This window comes from Bacillus sp. B1-WWTP-T-0.5-Post-4 (genome assembly GCF_009183795.1).
GTDB lineage: Bacteria > Bacillota > Bacilli > Bacillales > Bacillaceae_G > Bacillus_A > Bacillus_A cereus.
In genome coordinates, this window is record NZ_WEIJ01000010.1 from 58,715 (window position 1) to 76,439 (window position 17,725).

The window sequence follows — 17,725 nt, forward strand, 5'->3', positions numbered from 1 at the left end:
CAAATCATATTCTTATAATAGAAAGGGGTGTAAAGTTAATTGATAAAAGTAAAAGTTCGTTTACAACCCATTGTAAGTAAGATAAATCTACCCACCGTTTTAAGAACAACTATACTTCCAGGTGAATCAATTGAAAGATTATTTATTGCAACCCAAATAGGAGAAATCTTTTACATAGGAGACGGAGAAATAAGAACTTTTTTAGATATTCGTTCTCGAATCATAAAATTAGGGAAGTCTGAACAAGGTGGATCTGGCAGTGGATATGATGAAAGAGGATTGCTAGGACTAGCGTTTCATCCACAATTTCATTATAACGGTTTGTTTTATCTTCATTATTCATTGGCTGGAACACAAGGACCGGGCGCTCTTGCTGAACCTTTTAAGCCTAATCCATGTGACCCAAAAACGTTAAATTTAAGGTGGATAAACAGGGAAACTCAATATGATCATATTGATACCGTAGAAGAATGGGTTTTACAACCGAATGGTCAACCTCAAAAAAGACGTACATTACTTAATATAAGAAGACCATTTCTTAATCATAATGGAGTTAATAGCCTAAGTTTTTCACCTGAAACTAGGGCACTTGTTTTAACAACTGGAGATGGTGGATCAGGCTATGATCCATTTAATTTAAGTCAGCATGATATGGAGATAGCCGGTAAAATAATTGAAATTGATGTAGCTAAGAATACACTTATCAATAATCCTCCTGTAGTCACACGTTTTGATGAACTTCCCTCATCTATTCAGGAAACTCTTACGGTAATTGCTAAAGGCGTTCGTAATATCACAGGTATTTCATTTCAAAGGTTTTATAATCAGTATATTAAATATGTGGGAAATGTTGGGCAGGATTTGGTGGAATCAATTTTTTCATTTGTTAATTATAGACCTATACCAGTCACTCAACTTGTTCAAGCTTCTTTAATGATGAGATCTACTTCTGACCAAGACGGATTTATTAACTTTGGTTGGCGTGGATGGGAAGGGAATTTTCCTACTTCTTTTATAAGACGCTGTTCTTCAACTCCCACTTTAGATGAAAAAATAATAGCTTATTATGATGAAACAGTTAAAATGTCAGTGAAGCGGCTTCAACCATTCATTAGTTATTTTCATAAAGGCTCCAGGCCTGATAAGTTTGATGGAACTGCACTTACAGGTGTTCAACCATATATGGGGAATGGAATCCCGAATTTAACTGGAAGTATTTTGTTTACCGATCTTGCTCGGAAGGAAGAATCTAACTCCCCAGTTAGAGGGGTTTTAGCCTATACTCGTCCTAGTATAGATGGTAAATTAAATGATTTTAGTGTTATTGAAACTGATTATAATTTTGGATCTCAATCAGCTTATTATGTTAACTTGGGAACAAACCTGAATCAAACTAGATTATATTTAGGGGTTTATGAATCTACAAATGTGACTGATTTGAACAAAGGTACTATTTTTGAAATTGTTCTATAAAACATTAACATGAAAATTCAAACGATAGGGTATGTTATATCTTTATGAGAATAAAGAGAGGGCATTTCAAAATAAATATAATAGCAGCTTTAGAAAAAGGGCATTCAGCAATATCTTGCAAAACTTATTATAAAGGCAATACCGCATAAAACACGCGGGAATGAATAGTATAGAAAGTGACTGTTTGGATATTTTTAGGTGGTGATTTTAATCGAATGGTTTGTCCGTTATTGGTATCAATCGATGAGAGGGATATATGGAGACCATATTCACTTGAAAAAGATTCCTTTTGCAGCCAACTTGGTTATTACAGCCTTGCTGAGTACATTTGCCGCCATGCTTCAATCAGCAGGAGGCTTTATACCAGGTATAGGCTACTTAATTAGTTTTTTAGCGACATTACCAATTTTTTTAGTTACGTACCTTTCTATTCGTCAAGGGATCCTCTCTTATATCCTTACAATTCTCCTTTTATTTATCATTCAGCCGAGTGAATTAATTATTTTTCCATTTACAACAGGTTTATTAGGTATAGCTATAGGTGTGTCTTTTTTTCAATTGAATAAGAGAATTTTGGTTGTTTCTTTTTCATCAATATGTCTACTGGCGGGGATCATGGTGATACTGTATGTATTCCGTTTCCCAGTACTTGGCCCTACTGTTAATACAATTATAGATGCAAAGGTTATTGCAATAATATTTATATTAAGTTTTTTTTACTCCTGGCTATTCGTTGAACTTTGTAGAATATTTTTGAATAGATTGTATCATTTTTTATAAATGCTGACTAAATTCCATTGAACGAATAAGTGTTTTAATATTAAAGGTTTTAAAAGGAGGGGCAAGATGAAGCTAGCTTTTAGTACAAATGCATTTACAACATACACATTACCCGAAGCTATTTCAGAGATTGGAAATTTGGGGTATAAAGGGGTTGAAATTTTAGCGGATGTTCCTCATGCTTTCCCACCTGCATATACTGCTGCTTGGGTAACTGATGTACAACAAAAACTAGAAAAATATAGCCTTGAGGTCTCAAATATAAACGGAAATACAGCAGCTGGATTTTTTCCATATTCTACTGGAGAACCTACATTTGAGCCTTCATTATGTAATGTAAGAGAAGAGGTGAGGAATCAGAGAATTAAATATACAAAACAATTAATAGATTTAGCTGTAATAGTTAATGCCAAAAACATCAGTATTACAAGTGGAAAGTGTCTTTCAGGGAACCCACCAGATCAAGCAATTAATTATCTTATAAATTCACTAATAGAGATTATGGACTATGCTGAACGACGTGAAATCAACGTAGGGATTGAGTACGAACCTGGCCTTTTAATAGAAAATGGAAAAGAATTGAATGAATTAATTCAAATAGTGGGATCAAATAGGCTGGGCGCAAATCTGGATCTCGGGCATGCAGATGTAATAAGAGAGGATATTCCCACTTTATTATCAAGTTTAAAGTCTAGGATATGGAACATCCACCTAGAGGATATAGCAGATCATAAACACTATCATCTTATACCTGGTCATGGGAATATTGATTTTAATCAATTATTTAATTATGTAAAGCAAATTAAATATAAGGGATTTATTACAGTAGAATTATATACCTATTGCAATGATCCAGTACTGGCAGCAAAGGAATCTATAGAATTCCTTACACCATATTTTAAGAATAGCCTTTTATGAGGGGAGATAATTTATGAAATATTTTGATCCGCACATCCATTGTTATTCTCGTACAACCGATGATTATGAAAATATGAGTCTGGCCGGTGTACGCGCTGTTGTAGAACCCGCATTTTGGCTTGGAAGCGAACGTCGTTATCCTGAAACCTATTTTGATTACTTTCAACATTTGCTTACCTTTGAACCTGAGCGTGCTAAGCAATATGGAATCACTCATTATTGTTGTTTAGCTATGAATCCAAAAGAAGCAAATAACATTGATATTGCCTATCAAGTAATTGATGGATTGTCCGAGTATTTGCAACATGAGCGGTGTCTTGCAATTGGGGAGATTGGATTTGATAGGATTACTCCTGAGGAAGAAGATGTGATGCGGAGACAACTGAAATTGGCTAAAGACCTCGATATGTTAGTTATGGTGCATACTCCTCATCAAAATAAGCGGGAGGGAACAAGAAGAACAATAGAAATCCTAAGGGAAGAAGAGTTTGAACCTAATAGGGTATTAATAGATCATAATAATTCAGATACTATTGATCTTTCCGTTGAATATGGAGGCTGGAGCGGAATGACAATTTATCCGACGAAAGTTTCAACTGATGAAGCAATTGAAATAATTGAACATTACAGCATAAATAAGATTATGGTTAACACTGCAGCAGATTGGGGACCATCTAATCCTCTTAATGTTGTAAAAACTGCGCTTGAGATGCGAAAGAAAGGGCATGCAGAAAATATCATTCAAGAGCTAGTTTGGAATAATCCAGTTCGTTTTTATGAGCAATCTGGAAAATTAAAACTAGATTCATAAGGGGTGAAAAGATTATGAAACTTGCATATAGCAGTAATGGATTTAAAAGATATGACCTGTTAAAAACAATAGATATATTATCCGAAATCGGATATGAAGGCATAGAAATCTTACTAGATATCCCGCATGCTTTTCCACCTGAAGTAACGAATGAGAAAATACTCATGATAAAAGACAAGTTGAAGCAACGGAACATGATTATATCAAATTTGAATGCATTCATGCTGTATGGAATAAAAGATAATTGGCACCCGTCTTTTGTAGAGGTAGATGAAACAGAAAGAAGACAACGTATAGAACATACCCATAACTGTATTGACTTAGCTCAAAAACTCGGTGCAAAGACACTATCTACTGAACCAGGAGGTCCACTCATCAATGTAGGAAGGGAATGGGCAAATAAAGTTTTTATTTCAGCAATGGAAGAATTGGCTGATCATGCCGAAAGGTCTGGCGTAACAATTCTTGTTGAGCCTGAGCCTGATTTATTAATTGAAACATCAGATCAATTTATAGAATTCAAGAAGGCTGTTCCTTCGCAGGCAATTGCATTAAATTTTGATATAGGACATTTCTTTTGTGTTGGAGAAGACCCAGCTGCATTGGTTTATAAATTGCTACCATATACACAACATTATCATCTGGAGGATATTGCAGCGAATCGTGTACATGAGCATCTAATTCCTGGTCACGGTGCTATTCCTATTCTGGAAGTTTTACAATCTATAAAGAAAACGGGTTATGACGGTTTTATTACCATTGAATTATATCCTTATGAAAATCATGCAATATCGGCTGCCAAAGAATCTTATGACTATGTGCAAAGTATCCTTAACAGCCTATGAGAAGAATTCGTACTTATTTTGAACTGATAAGATTTCCGAATACCTTTACTGCGATGGCAGATATATTGGCAGGCACCTGGATTGCAGGAATAGTTTTGAATCAAAGTTATTTCAGTCAGATTATTCTTCTTCTGTTAGCAAGCGCATGTATATATGCGTCAGGGATTATTTTAAATGATTTTTTTGATTTTGAAATAGATAAAAGTGAGCGTCCTGAGAGACCTTTACCATCTGGTCGTATATTAACTCGTTCTGCTTTATGTTTTAGTTTTGTGCTTCTTACTGTAGGTATCATATCTGTATGTTTTGTTTCAGGTATCAGCTTTTTAATTGCTTGTATCCTCATTATGTTGGTATTTGTATATAATCGCTATTCAAAGCATTATGACGTTTTAGGACCATTAACGATGGGGCTTTGTAGAGGAGTTAACTTGTTACTAGGATTGAGTATTGTACCAGATAAATTAGTAGAATTTTGGTGGTTAGCGGGATTAGGGTTTATATATATTTTCACTGTTACTGTAATGTCTAAAGGTGAGGTTGGATCCGGCCTCCATCCTATACGAGTAAGAATTATGGCAGGAGCAGTCTTAACATGTGCTATTGCTATTTTGCTTTTGCATTTCTATGGTGTATGGGGAACAACTGTTATTACGGTAATAGTTTTTTTATTATGGACTTTTTCAGGGATTTTACCAGCATTAGTAAATCCAATATCATCTAATATTAAAAAAGCAGTTGGAACATGTATAATTGGTCTTCCATTATTGGATGGAGCAATTGCTGCTTCATTTGGAGGATGGCCAGCTTTCTTTTCTGTATCTTCTTTCCTAATTATAAGCTATATCATGTCTCGTATCTTTCCCGTTACATAGACGAAAGGATGATATCTATGGAGAAAAAGAACGTGATTGTATTAGATATTATTAGTTTGACGGAGGAGCATCTAAATGATGCTGAATTAACCCCAAATATTCGGAAGTTGCTAGAGAATGGCCAACAAGCAAAAATTAAACCTGTATTTCCGGCTGTAACTGGTTCAATGCAGGCTACGTATATTACTGGAACCTCACCAGCTGAACATGGAATTATTTGTAACGGTCTTCCAAATTGGAATACAAAAGAGATAACAATGTGGAATCAAACAATGCTACCAGTTGAAGGTAAAAAGATATGGGAGAAGTTGAAGGAAGAAGATTTGGCAGCTAAAACAGCAGTGTTGTTTTGGCAGTTCAGTAAATTGAGCACAGCAGACTATGTAGTTACTCCTGCCCCAATTCATCTCGATAAAAAAACAATTATGTGGTGTGATTCAAAGCCGAGGGGGCTATATGAAAAATTGAGGGAGAAATATGGGGAGTTCGATTTGAAAAGCTTCTGGGGTCCGCTCTCTTCAGTTAAATCCAGTGAATGGATATTAGATGCAGCAATAGATGTTTTAGAAGAATATAAACCAAGATTATCACTTGTATATCTACCCAATATAGATTATAACGCACAAAGGTTTGGGCCTGAAAGTGAAGCTGCGAAGAGATCCATTAAAGAAATTGACAGTTTAATTGGAAACTTTGTCGAGCAATTGGAAGAGCGCAACTTGAAGGAGCAAACACGGCTAGTTATTTTATCAGAATACAACTTTAAGACAGTTAACAGACCTATATTTATCAATCAAACGTTGAATAAAGAGGGATATGTGGCTATCAAGCATGTCGAAAATATGGATTTTCTCGATTTGGAGATGTCGAAAGCCTTTGCTTTAGCAGATCATCAATTGGCTCATGTGTATATTCAGGACTCACGTGATATTGGGGTAGTTAAAGAAATTCTCGAAAGAACACCAGGTATAGCCGAGGTATGGGGAGAAGAAGAGAAACGGGTTCATAAAATTAATCACGAGCTTTCAGGGCAGTTAATTGCAATTGCGGAACCTGACAGTTGGTTTGTGTATTACTGGTGGTTGAACGATGAACAGGCACCAGAATTTGCATACAATGTAGATATTCATAGGAAGCCTGGTTATGATCCGGTAGAGCTGTTTGTAAATCCAAAGACATTCCAAATACCACTAGAACCGGAACGAATCAAAGGATCTCACGGTTTACCAGCAAAGGATAAAGGAGATTATGTGTCACTTGTAGTAACAGGGAGAGATTTTGAACTTCCAGATACATTAGAAGCAACCGAAGTCCATGACTTGTTGCTAAAACTTGTGGGGAATGAGGGGTGGTGAAAGAATGACATATCAGATAGGTGTGTTATTTGTTGGAGTACTAGGCGCAGTTGCAACAACAACGATTTCCGGACTCTATGCAGTCAATCAAAATCTTGCTCCACTAAAGGGCGTTATTTCTACAGAGAAAGAATTCGAGACACTACAGCTAACTCCACTCGATCAGATTGCTTTTGGTGGATGGGATATACAAAAGGATTCATTGATAGAAGTAGTACAAAAATATGGTATCATTCAGGAATCTATTTTGCAGAAAATTAAAGTGCAACTCAATGATGTTCCTATTTGGCAAGCACCACTGGCTAATGTAAATGATTTTGTTAAAGGAGTCTATAGTCTGACAGGAGAGCCTGAGAACTTAATGAGCGCAGTGAATCAAATTCAGGCAGACATTGAAGATTTTAGAAAAAAATATAATCTTGAGAGAATTGTTGTGATAAATACTGCTTCAACGGAAGCAAAGACAAAAAATCATTCATTATATCAGTCTTTAAAAGCATTTGAGACAGGGTTAAGGGAAAATTCATCGGATATTCGACCGAGTATGCTTTATGCCTATGCAGCTATGAAATCAAAATGTGCCTATGTAAATTTCACGCCAAGTGTGACGACTGAGATACCAGCACTACAGGAATTAACAGAATTACAAGCTGTTCCGACAGCAGGAAAAGATGGACGGACAGGTCAGACTTTATATAAACATGTTTTAGGAAAAATGTTTAAACAACGCGGATTGAATATTGTCGGGTGGTATAGTACGAATATCTTAGGGAATCAAGATGGTGCAGTTTTGGAACATCCAATACATTCTTCAACAAAAATTGATTCGAAATCCATTGGGTTAGAACAAATATTGGGGTACAGTAATTTTGATCATAAAGTAAGAATTGATTACTTTCCTGTCCGAGGAGATAGGAAAGAGGCCTGGGATACGATTGACTTTGAAGGTTGGTTAGGAGAACGAATGACAATGAAAATTAATTGGCTAGGTATCGATTCGATTTTAGCTGCGCCTCTAATAATTGATTTGTCCCGTTTTATGGATCATGCACTTAGAGAGAGGAAAGTAGGAATAATGGAACATCTTTCACTCTTTTTTAAATCACCAATTGGAACAGATGAGTATGCCCTTGATCAACAATATCAAACATTATTAGAATATGTGAAGAATTTTGAGGGTAATGTTTAGTATCTGTGGTGACCTTAGAGTTGAAAAAACATGAATGTAATATTGGAAATAGATATTAGTATTATTAACCAATATAGGGAATTAATTAGAAAAATCCAGTTAGAAGTTGGTTTTAATGCAATTCATTTAATATAAAATGCCCCCACTGATAGTTGTGGGGGTATTTGAAATTCTATTGTTTTAATGTTTATACTAGAAAGTTCTTACTTCATGCCATAAATAGTAGTTTTTTAAAATCATTCAACTTTATTTTCAAATCTTTACATTTTTCTCTTTCGTCATACTCAATGTAAGCTATGTGACCATCGGGGCGAATTAAAATGACAACTATATTTTTTAACTGAAAATCCTGTATTTCACCCACAACCACCTTTATGTGCGAATCAATGTTCATTTTATCTATTTCTTCTTTATAAGAAGGAGGTATTAATAAAATATATTTACCATCTTGCATCAATTCAAAGAGTTTATGAGTTTTCTTATTTTGAGAAGAAATAGTAAGATTTGCGCATCTTTTCCCTATCAATGGATGCCTTTCTTTCGTATGCATAGAGGAATATATAACCCCTAAGCCACTTACTCTTTTAGCTAAATCTTGATTTACCTCTGGGTATGTGAGTAAATGCGAGAATAATTCTCTTAATTCTATACCTGCATTTGAAAAGTTTATCATTAATTGTTCTTGTGCTTGTACTTCCTTGAAAAATTGTCTTCCCACAGCATGTCGTTCAATATGATAACTTTCTAATAGGCTTTCATATTTTTTTTGTTTTATAGCGAGTCCCAATTTCCATCCTAAATTAAAAGCGTCTTGTAAGCCTACATTCAAACCTTGTCCTCCCGCAGGGAAATGAATATGCGCTGCATCACCTGCCAAGAATACACGCTTATGTTGATAAGTATTTGCTAGTTTGGTTGCATTTCCAAAACGAGAAAGCCATATTGAGCTTTTAATTTGAATATATTTACCTGTAATACTATAAATACTATCTATAAGCTCTTTTTCTGTGACAGCAACATGAACAGGTATTGTCTGATTCTTAGAATCTACAATTGCAAAACGAAATACATTAGGTGCAATAGGTACCATTATTAGTATCCCATTTATATTAGATGTAGATAAAAATGGGTTATCTGGTACATCTTCTAAAATGACATCGCCTAATATAGCAGTAGTTGTTGTATCTGTTCCATTAAACGGTATATGTGATAACTCACGAACTACGCTTCTTGCTCCATCAGCGCCTACTACATATGGAACTTCTATTTCATATATTGTTTCTCTTTGCTCTATTTCTAGTTGTACGAATGTATCATACTGTTTTAAATTTTTTAAAGTATGACCACGTTTAATGTTTACACCTAATTCTAACGCACGCTCTTCTAATATTTCTTCTGTAATAGATTGGGGAATAAAAAGTGTATATGGAAAATCGGTATCTAAATTTTTAAAGTTTAATCTTGTATCTAGGGCAGCAAAATGGCTTGTATCTGATTTCTTCCCTCTAGATAAAAATCGATTTTCAATACCTCTCATAGCCATTAATTCTAAGGAGCGGGGGTGAAGTGTGAGTGCTCTAGAATTTCGTATCCGATTTAACCTTCTCTCTAAAACGACAACTTTTACGCCTTGAATAGCTAATTCACATGCTGTCATAAGTCCAACTGGGCCACCACCAATTACCGCTACATCATAATAATTTTCCATTTCATGCCCTCCATTTATTTTCGTAATTAAGAGCTAATGCAAAAATACGTACAATAATAAATTTGTAAACGATATTTATTGTACGTATATAATTATACTCTATTTTAGTTTCCTTAGAAACAAAAACGAAGTACCCTTGGAATATTCCTTATATCCAGCATTCAATTTAGCAGTTATTTCATTCCTTTTATTTCCATAAAGTTTAGAAAAGCATATAAACTGGAAGGATAATGCGGGTGCTTTCTTTTCACAGAGCTAGGACTTGGAACAATTGTTGTACGTGCAAGCGTTATGATAGATGGAATGTTCGCAGCAGCTACTGAAGCAGTTGCAGAAGGTATTGCTAGAGAGAACTTAAGTGATAACGATATCAAGATTACATTAAAAGAAGGAATGTGGAAGCCTTAGTATCGTCAAATAAAAGCGGTAGAAAAGGTTAGCATATAGAAAGCCTGTTTATAATAATTAGGCGTACGGCCCCATTATAATCTAGCCAATGAGGTAGATATCGGTATTATTATCCAATACATTCAATTAATTAGGAGAATGTAGTTGAATCTAAAATACGAATCCGCTTGAAAATAGAAGTGTATGGAGAAGGAATCGGCATAGATGAGGCTATTTTTTGCTTAGTAGTTGCTAGTAGGTGTTGTAAAAGTTGGACGGACGTTTTATTAAACCGTTGATTCAGTCCCTCAGGGCTAATGGGTACTTCTGTTGATGCTTCTAAACAGCTAGATAACTGACTTAAAGAAGTCATAGCTACATTTTGGCTCACTCATACACATAAAGCTACTAAATCTTTTGCTTGGTACTTACTGGTTCGTCGTATAAACCCAATATCTCTAGCAAGATTCCGTAAAGTATTTGGAGGTGAAAAACTTTGAATCTCTTGAGCAAATAGTTGTAATTCGTCAGACACAGACATAAAAAAACGCCATCTTTTCTTTTGATTCTACAGAAAGATTAGCATGTTTTTTCATTTTAGAAGGACATTTTGTTTTGTTATGTTTATAGGGATAGGGCAGTACCCCTTTTAATTTTGAGTTCGATAGATTTCTTATCCTTGGATTAAAGTTAAATCTGAAAATCTATTTTGTGTAACCGGTTGTGTCTATATACTCAGATAGGACTTTACTTGAAGTGGTAGGTATGATAGGCTCGTTATTCGGAAAAGATTCGGATTGAGAAAAGCAAATTTATAAAGGAGGATTGATATTTATGAGCGATAAAATACTTGTCGTAGAAGATGAACGCGAAATTGCCGATTTGGTTGAGCTATACTTGAAAAACGAGAATTATACGGTTTTCAAATACTATACTGCCAAAGAAGCATTGGAATGTATAGATAAGAATGTGCTTGACCTTGCAATATTGGATATCATGCTTCCCGACGTAAGTGGTCTCACTATCTGTCAAAAAATAAGGGATAAGCACACCTATCCAATTATCATGTTGACGGCGAAAGATACGGAAGTAGATAAAATTACAGGGCTAACAATTGGTGCGGACGATTATATTACAAAACCCTTTCGCCCACTAGAGTTAATTGCGCGAGTCAAGGCGCAGTTACGCCGATATAAAAAATACAATGGAGTAACGGCACAGAACGAGAATGTTATCGTTCACTCTGGTCTTGTCATTAATATAAGCACGCATGAGTGTTCTCTGAACGAGAAGCCGTTATCTCTCACTCCCACCGAGTTTTCAATCCTGCGTATCCTCTGTGAAAACAAGGGGAATGTGGTTAGCTCTGAGCAGCTGTTTCATGAGATATGGGGTGACGAATATTTCAGCAAGAGCAATAACACTATCACCGTGCATATCCGACATCTGCGAGAAAAGATGAACGACACGGTTGATAATCCGAAGTATATAAAAACGGTATGGGGGATTGGCTATAAAATTGAAAAATAAAAATAAGAATAAAAAAATCGATTATTCAAAATTAAAACGAAAACTCTACCAATATATCCTTACGATTGTCATGGCAGCAGTTGTATTTGTGCTGTTTGTGCGTCTATTTATCCAAGGGACACTTGGGGAGTGGATCGTACGTTTTTTGGAAAACAGTTATCATTTAGAGCGTTGGGACGCAATGATAATATATCAGTATACTATACGGAACAATATAGAAATTTTTATTTATGTGGCGGTTGCCATTAGTATTCTTATTCTATGCCGAGTTATGCTTTTAAAATTTGTAAAATACTTTGAAGAGATAAATACCGGTATTGATATACTTATTCAGAACGAAGATAAACAAATTGAGCTTTCTGCGGAAATGGAGTTCATGGAACAGAAGCTCAACACATTAAAGCGAACCCTTGAAAAGCGAGAGCATGATGCAAAGGTGGCCGAACAAAGGAAAAATGAAGTTGTTATGTACTTGGCACACGATATTAAAACGCCTCTTACATCAGTTATCGGTTATCTGATCCTGCTTGACGAGGCACCAGACATGCCAAGAGAGCAAAAGGCAAAGTACGTGCATATCACGTTAGACAAAGCGTATCGCCTGGAACAGCTAATCGACGAGTTTTTTGAGATTACGCGATATAATCTTCAAACGATTACGCTCACGAAAAAGCACATAGACCTATACTATATGCTGGTGCAAATGACTGATGAATTTTATCCCCAGCTTGCTGCGAAGGGGAAACAGGTGGTATTCCATGTTTCTGAAGATTTGACCGTATTTGGTGACCCTGATAAGCTAGCGAGGGTCTTTAACAATATTTTGAAAAACGCCGCTGCATACAGCGAGAACGACAGCGTAATTGACATTACGGCGGACCTCTCCGATGATGTGGTATCCATCGTTTTTGAGAACGCCGGAAATATCCCGAAAGATAAACTCGCTACCATATTTGAAAAGTTTTACAGATTGGATGATGCCCGTTCTTCTGATACGGGCGGCGCGGGACTTGGATTGGCGATTGCAAAAGAAATCATTGTTCAGCATGGCGGACAGATTTACGCGGAAAGTAATGATAACTCTACGACTTTCACGGTAGAACTTCCAGTCTTCCAAGACTCGGTTAATAAAGGGGATTCTTAGAAAATAATCATTGTTTCTTAAGAAATTCTTAAGGTTATCTATACTTTTTCTTAGGAAATTAACAATTTAATATTAAAAAATGGCTCGTTCTTATGCGGTAGAATTAAACCATAAGAACGAGCTTTTTTTACTTCGTCAAAGAAAGATATGATAACTTATGCGTGGATTAAAATAGCTTACATGTTTAGAAAAAGAGTGACACAAATATTTCTTTTCCTTTTAGCCAATTGTGTCAAATGAGCAATCTGCTGCTTTGGATGTTTCTGCACACACCACTGGATAGAGTATCCACATATAGATATAGCATCGCTTTGCAGAAAGCAATCGTTAAGAGTTACATATCCGAAATCTTCAGCGTGACATTATCATCAAGTCATTTACTTAAGGAAGAAGCTGAAAATGAAGAAGTGGTGTTTTTTATTTGGTTTTGCTTTCATGAATAAAGCACTGTTTTTTCAGAATAAAGTAGAGGTTCAAAAATATGATCAAAATCACAAAGATAACATAGATAATACAGGGACTACCTCAATGATTCAAAAGAAAGAGATTGTAAAAGAACACATCTATCAAGGGAATCTGCTCTTAATTAACAGTAAATATCCTATGCGCCAAGAGAGTGTGAAATCAGATATCGTAAATTTATCTAAACATAATGAATTGATAAACGGATACGGATTGCTTAATACAAATATTTCTTTATCAAAAGAAATAGCAAAAAAATTTTCAGAGATGATTAATAATGTTGTAAAGGAAGGCGTTAATCAATTTTTAATTAATAGTGGTTATCGTGACTTTGATGAGCAAAGTGGACTTTACCATGAGATGGGGGCTAATTATTCTTACCAGCAGGTTATAGTGAACATAATTCAGGTTTATCACTTGATGTAGGATCAGGCTTAACGCAAATGGATCGAGCACCTGAAGGGAAGTGGATAGAAAAAAATGCTTGGAAATACGGCTTTATCTTACGCTATCCCTCGGATAAAACGGATGTTACAGGTATTCAATATGAACCTTGGCAGATTCGCTATGTCGGTTTGCCTCACAGTACGATTATGCAAAAAATGAATTTAGCCTTGGAAGAATACCTGGATTATTTAAAAGAAGAAGAGAGCATTTCAGCAAGTATTGAGGGGGAAAAATATGCGATGTCATATTATCCCTTTTTTCAAAACAAGACAATGGACGTTGAAATACCATTGAAAGAATTTTGTGAAATATCTGTAAAAATATGGATGAGGTGATTATGACCACCCGTTCTTAAATTATATTCTAAAATGACAAAGTTATAGATTACAATGTAAAGTTAGGAGATTTTAAATGCATTCAGGAGTTTTGATTAATTATTTATATACTTATTTTTTTACTATTATTTTTTGTATAATGTTTCAAATTGGATTTTATTTTAAAACGAAAAAAAATATATCTATTCAGCATTTTCTATGGGTGTATGTTTTTCTATTCTACCTTTCATTAGTGTATAAGGTGACGCAGATAGGGACTATATGGGACATAGGTAGATACGAAACATTAATTCGTGCAAATCAAATTAACTTGATTCCATTTGCTTCTGAAGGTATGACTACTTATGTCTTAAACATTTTACTGTTTATGCCATTAGGTTTTTTATTGCCGACTATTTGGCCGCAGTTTAGAAGAATGAAAAGTACTGCCTATGCTGGATTCGGTTTTTCATTGGCTATTGAGTTAGGTCAATTGCTAGATAATAGAATTACAGATATTGATGATTTATCTATGAATACCCTGGGAGCAATTATTGGGTATTTATTATATAGAGTATTATTCAAAATGTTATATAAAAGAGATGAAAAAAAGATTGATAATAATATTTCTCTAGTAATAAAATACGAGGCTATTTTTTATTTAGTTTGCTCATTTGTAGGTATGATGTTAATTTATTATCCAGTTTTATTTAGACGTCCTCTAATCCTTCAATAAGATGATTAAGATACTGTCAGATAATATAAATATAGCAAATTGATTCTTAAATAATAGGATATTACATATACCCATTTATATTAAATTCTCACAGAAATCTTTCAACACTATTCTTACTGAAGGTTGAGTGATTATTGAATTGATTTCTATTGCTCCCGTTTTATATCAAAGTACCAGCCTTTAATTAACAATTATATCCATTGCGAAAAAATAAGATAGGCTGTAATATTTACCAGTATTTAAATGCCGAAAATTGTTTAAAGCATTTCAACTAATATTTAAGAGGAGAATACAATGAACAAACTAAAAAGGTTACTGAAACGTAAAACGACTTGGATAATTCTTATCCTATTCGTATTTGTTTATGTAAATAACAGTTCTTATTTTGCTAAGAGGGACGATGGAACTCCTCTTCTTCTTGCTCACCGAGGACTTTCGCAAACATTTAGCATGGAAGGGATTGAGGGGGATACATGTACAGCAGAACGTATAAATAAACCTGAACACTCTTATTTAGAAAATACAATTCCATCTATGGAAGCTGCATTTAAAGCTGGAGCTGATTTAGTAGAGTTTGATGTTCAACCAACTAAAGATAATAATTTTGTTATTTTTCATGACTGGACGCTTGATTGCCGTACTAATGGTAAAGGCGTTACAAGAGATTTTACAACAAAAGAATTACAAGCACTTGATATTGGTTACGGTTATACAGCTGATGGGGGTAAAACATTCCCGTTTCGTGGTAAAGGGATTAATCTTATGCCAACACTGGATGAAGTACTTAACCATTTTCCAGATCGTTCTTTTCTTATTCATATTAAAAGTGATGATGAAAATGAAGGAATCCAATTGGCTGCTCACCTTAAGAAATTACCAGCGAAACGCCTTGATCAACTAACTGTATATGGTGGCGATAAACCAATTGCTGCGATAAAAGAGCGCATCCCTAGTTTACGAACAATGTCAAAAGCGACCATGAAAAAAGATCTTATTACTTATATGGCATTAGGGTGGACTGGCTACATACCTTCAAGCCTGAAGCATGGAGAATTACATATACCAGACAAAGTAGCTCCTTGGCTTTGGGGATGGCCAAATCGTTTTCTTAATCGAATGGATAAAGCAGATACTCGAGTTATCGTTGTAGGAGGAAATGGGTTTGGATTTTCAAGTGGATTTGACTCATCTGAAGATATAAAACGCCTTCCTGACGATTATACAGGTGGAATTTGGACAAATCAAATTGATAAAATAGCACCTTTATTTGAGAAATAAGGGACGATATAACAATCGAAGTTTTTCATCCGTTTAACCATCTATATTTTAAAAGAAGATTCATTAATAATGTTGAAGTTATATATATTTACTGAAAAATGCCCCTGATTTCCTATACATAATGGAAATCAGGGGTGTTTTTGGATAAATGGAACTTACTTTATTTATATTCAAACAGAAGTACAACAACTATCAAAGAATAAACCACTAGATGTATAAAATGAGCTGATGTAAATAAGTAAATTTTTCGTTTTGGGGTACTTTCAAGATCTTAGCTTGATGGTGATGTGACGCTACCCCTTTTAGGATGGGGATATCAATCACTGAATATTAATATTCTTTAACTGAGCAACAGTTCCAAAACTGATTTTTAATAGAAAAAAAGGTTACAAGGTCAATTGTAGCCCTTTTTTCAAGTGTTTTTTATTTTATACGAGTCCTATAATGATTACAAGACAGAAGTATGGTTCGAAATACCGTTGATTATATGAACCCAATCATCGCAATGAATTTCGTGCCCCGATCCTTCTAGGGTTAGTAACAAAGCATGCGGAATTTCATTAACAAGAGCAAGACCATGCTCGTATGGAAGCACTGTATCTTCTGTACCATGGATAACCAAAGTTGGTATATTAATTCCTTTTAACTTCCCCTCATAAGAATCATCGCCTTTAAGAAGGGAGTGATTAAACATACTAAGTAGGTTATTTGCTCGTTTTATTTCTTTTTCTACCTGCTTATAAGTCCTCTTCTCATCAAATTTATTCTTTGAACCACAGAGTAACGCTGATCCTGCAACCAAGTAATTTGCAACAGATTCTTCATCCGACCAATTTAGTTTGGCCCCATTAGCATGGTAAGCGAGTATCTTCTCGTCAATCGGAGGCAAATTACGGTTATTGTCTTCAGAACCAAAAATACTTGATGCAATCAAAGTTATACTTAGAACTCTCTGTGGGTTTCTTAAGGCTATAATTTGAGCAATCATTCCACCCAATGACATTCCAACAATGTGTGCTTGGTCAATATGATATGCATCGAGTACCCCAACCGCATCATCAGCCATATCTACCACAGTATAATGGGAACTCCCCGGCTCATAAGTAGTTGACCGTCCGACATCTCTATTATCATAACGAATAACATAACGGCCCGTATCAGCTAATTGTTGACAAAATTCTTCATCCCAATAAACCATTGAACACATGGCTCCCATAATCAGTAGTACTGCTGGATCTTCTGAATTGCCAAAGCTCTCTGTACATATATCAATGTCATTAATTTTAATAATTTTTTCATTCATGATTAAATCCTCATTTCATTCGTATTTAGTTAATAAAAAAGACACACTCAAATAAACCCAAACATCTTGAAATAAATAACTGGGCATAACAAATTGTGTTTAAAATTAACGTAAACGAATGAACTTGATAATCATGTTAAACACTCTCCTATAATAAGTGAATAAGAGTA

At 35.0% G+C, this 17,725-nt stretch carries 14 protein-coding genes and 3 pseudogenes; 14 read left to right on the top strand and 3 right to left on the bottom strand.

Annotated elements, in window-relative coordinates; all coding sequences use genetic code 11:
* Positions 1–39 precede the first annotated feature (39 nt).
* From GBN91_RS23790 to GBN91_RS23825, 8 genes are all read left to right on the top strand, one after another.
* The gene (locus GBN91_RS23790) at positions 40–1,473 is read left to right on the top strand and encodes a PQQ-dependent sugar dehydrogenase (protein ID WP_113304788.1); all 1,434 of its coding nucleotides are present in this window, start codon (positions 40–42) and stop codon (positions 1,471–1,473) included.
* 210 nt (positions 1,474–1,683) lie between these two features.
* Positions 1,684–2,253 (top strand): hypothetical protein, encoded by a 570-nt coding sequence (locus GBN91_RS23795; RefSeq protein ID WP_414826877.1) that lies wholly within the window; start codon positions 1,684–1,686, stop codon positions 2,251–2,253.
* 66 nt (positions 2,254–2,319) lie between these two features.
* On the top strand, positions 2,320–3,171 hold the full coding sequence (locus tag GBN91_RS23800) for a sugar phosphate isomerase/epimerase family protein (protein ID WP_113304787.1): 852 nt from the start codon (positions 2,320–2,322) through the stop codon (positions 3,169–3,171).
* Between the two features lie 13 nt (positions 3,172–3,184).
* On the top strand, positions 3,185–3,982 hold the full coding sequence (locus tag GBN91_RS23805; RefSeq protein ID WP_113304786.1) for a TatD family hydrolase: 798 nt from the start codon (positions 3,185–3,187) through the stop codon (positions 3,980–3,982).
* 14 nt (positions 3,983–3,996) lie between these two features.
* Entirely contained in the window at positions 3,997–4,827 is an 831-nt protein-coding gene (locus GBN91_RS23810) for a sugar phosphate isomerase/epimerase family protein (protein ID WP_113304785.1), read from the top strand.
* A complete protein-coding gene (eboC, locus tag GBN91_RS23815; protein WP_113304784.1) occupies positions 4,824–5,702 on the top strand; it encodes a UbiA-like protein EboC in 879 nt (292 codons plus the stop codon). Before GBN91_RS23810 ends, eboC begins: the two co-directional genes overlap by 4 nt.
* 17 nt (positions 5,703–5,719) lie before the next feature.
* Entirely contained in the window at positions 5,720–7,057 is a 1,338-nt protein-coding gene (locus GBN91_RS23820; RefSeq protein ID WP_226800193.1) for an alkaline phosphatase family protein, read from the top strand.
* Between the two features lie 4 nt (positions 7,058–7,061).
* Positions 7,062–8,246 (top strand): inositol-3-phosphate synthase, encoded by a 1,185-nt coding sequence (locus GBN91_RS23825; protein ID WP_113303701.1) that lies wholly within the window; start codon positions 7,062–7,064, stop codon positions 8,244–8,246.
* A 208-nt stretch (positions 8,247–8,454) separates the two neighbouring features.
* Here the strand turns inward: GBN91_RS23825 and GBN91_RS23830 are convergent, their stop codons facing one another.
* The gene (locus GBN91_RS23830) at positions 8,455–9,954 is read right to left on the bottom strand and encodes an FAD-dependent oxidoreductase (protein ID WP_152122505.1); all 1,500 of its coding nucleotides are present in this window, start codon (positions 9,952–9,954) and stop codon (positions 8,455–8,457) included.
* Positions 9,955–10,197: 243 nt separating this feature from the next.
* On the opposite strand from GBN91_RS23830, the pseudogene GBN91_RS23835 reads away from it, so the two are divergent.
* Positions 10,198–10,362 (top strand): annotated as a pseudogene (locus tag GBN91_RS23835) (hypothetical protein); the annotation flags it as partial.
* A 136-nt stretch (positions 10,363–10,498) separates the two neighbouring features.
* Here the strand turns inward: GBN91_RS23835 and GBN91_RS23840 are convergent.
* A pseudogene (locus tag GBN91_RS23840) lies at positions 10,499–10,882 on the bottom strand (IS4 family transposase); the annotation flags it as partial.
* Positions 10,883–11,175: 293 nt separating this feature from the next.
* Here GBN91_RS23840 and vanR-A point away from each other — a divergent pair.
* The 5 genes and pseudogenes from vanR-A (at position 11,176) to GBN91_RS23870 (ending at position 16,252) form a co-directional block, all read left to right on the top strand.
* Entirely contained in the window at positions 11,176–11,871 is a 696-nt protein-coding gene (vanR-A, locus tag GBN91_RS23845; RefSeq protein ID WP_113304520.1) for a vancomycin resistance response regulator transcription factor VanR-A, read from the top strand.
* On the top strand, positions 11,861–13,015 hold the full coding sequence (vanS, locus tag GBN91_RS23850) for a vancomycin resistance histidine kinase VanS (RefSeq protein ID WP_113304523.1): 1,155 nt from the start codon (positions 11,861–11,863) through the stop codon (positions 13,013–13,015). The genes vanR-A and vanS overlap by 11 nt, the downstream gene beginning before the upstream one ends.
* A 399-nt stretch (positions 13,016–13,414) precedes the next feature.
* Positions 13,415–14,279 (top strand): annotated as a pseudogene (gene vanY / locus GBN91_RS23860) (VanY-A/VanY-F/VanY-M family D-Ala-D-Ala carboxypeptidase).
* A 56-nt stretch (positions 14,280–14,335) separates the two neighbouring features.
* Positions 14,336–14,974, top strand: coding sequence for a VanZ family protein (locus GBN91_RS23865; RefSeq protein WP_000555586.1), 639 nt, complete (start codon positions 14,336–14,338; stop codon positions 14,972–14,974).
* A gap of 294 nt (positions 14,975–15,268) precedes the next feature.
* A complete protein-coding gene (locus GBN91_RS23870; RefSeq protein WP_124749702.1) occupies positions 15,269–16,252 on the top strand; it encodes a glycerophosphodiester phosphodiesterase family protein in 984 nt (327 codons plus the stop codon).
* Positions 16,253–16,700: 448 nt separating this feature from the next.
* On the opposite strand, the gene mle is transcribed toward GBN91_RS23870, so the two are convergent.
* The gene (gene mle, locus GBN91_RS23875; protein ID WP_124749701.1) at positions 16,701–17,555 is read right to left on the bottom strand and encodes an alpha/beta fold macrolide esterase; all 855 of its coding nucleotides are present in this window, start codon (positions 17,553–17,555) and stop codon (positions 16,701–16,703) included.
* Between the last annotated feature and the right edge of the window lie 170 nt (positions 17,556–17,725).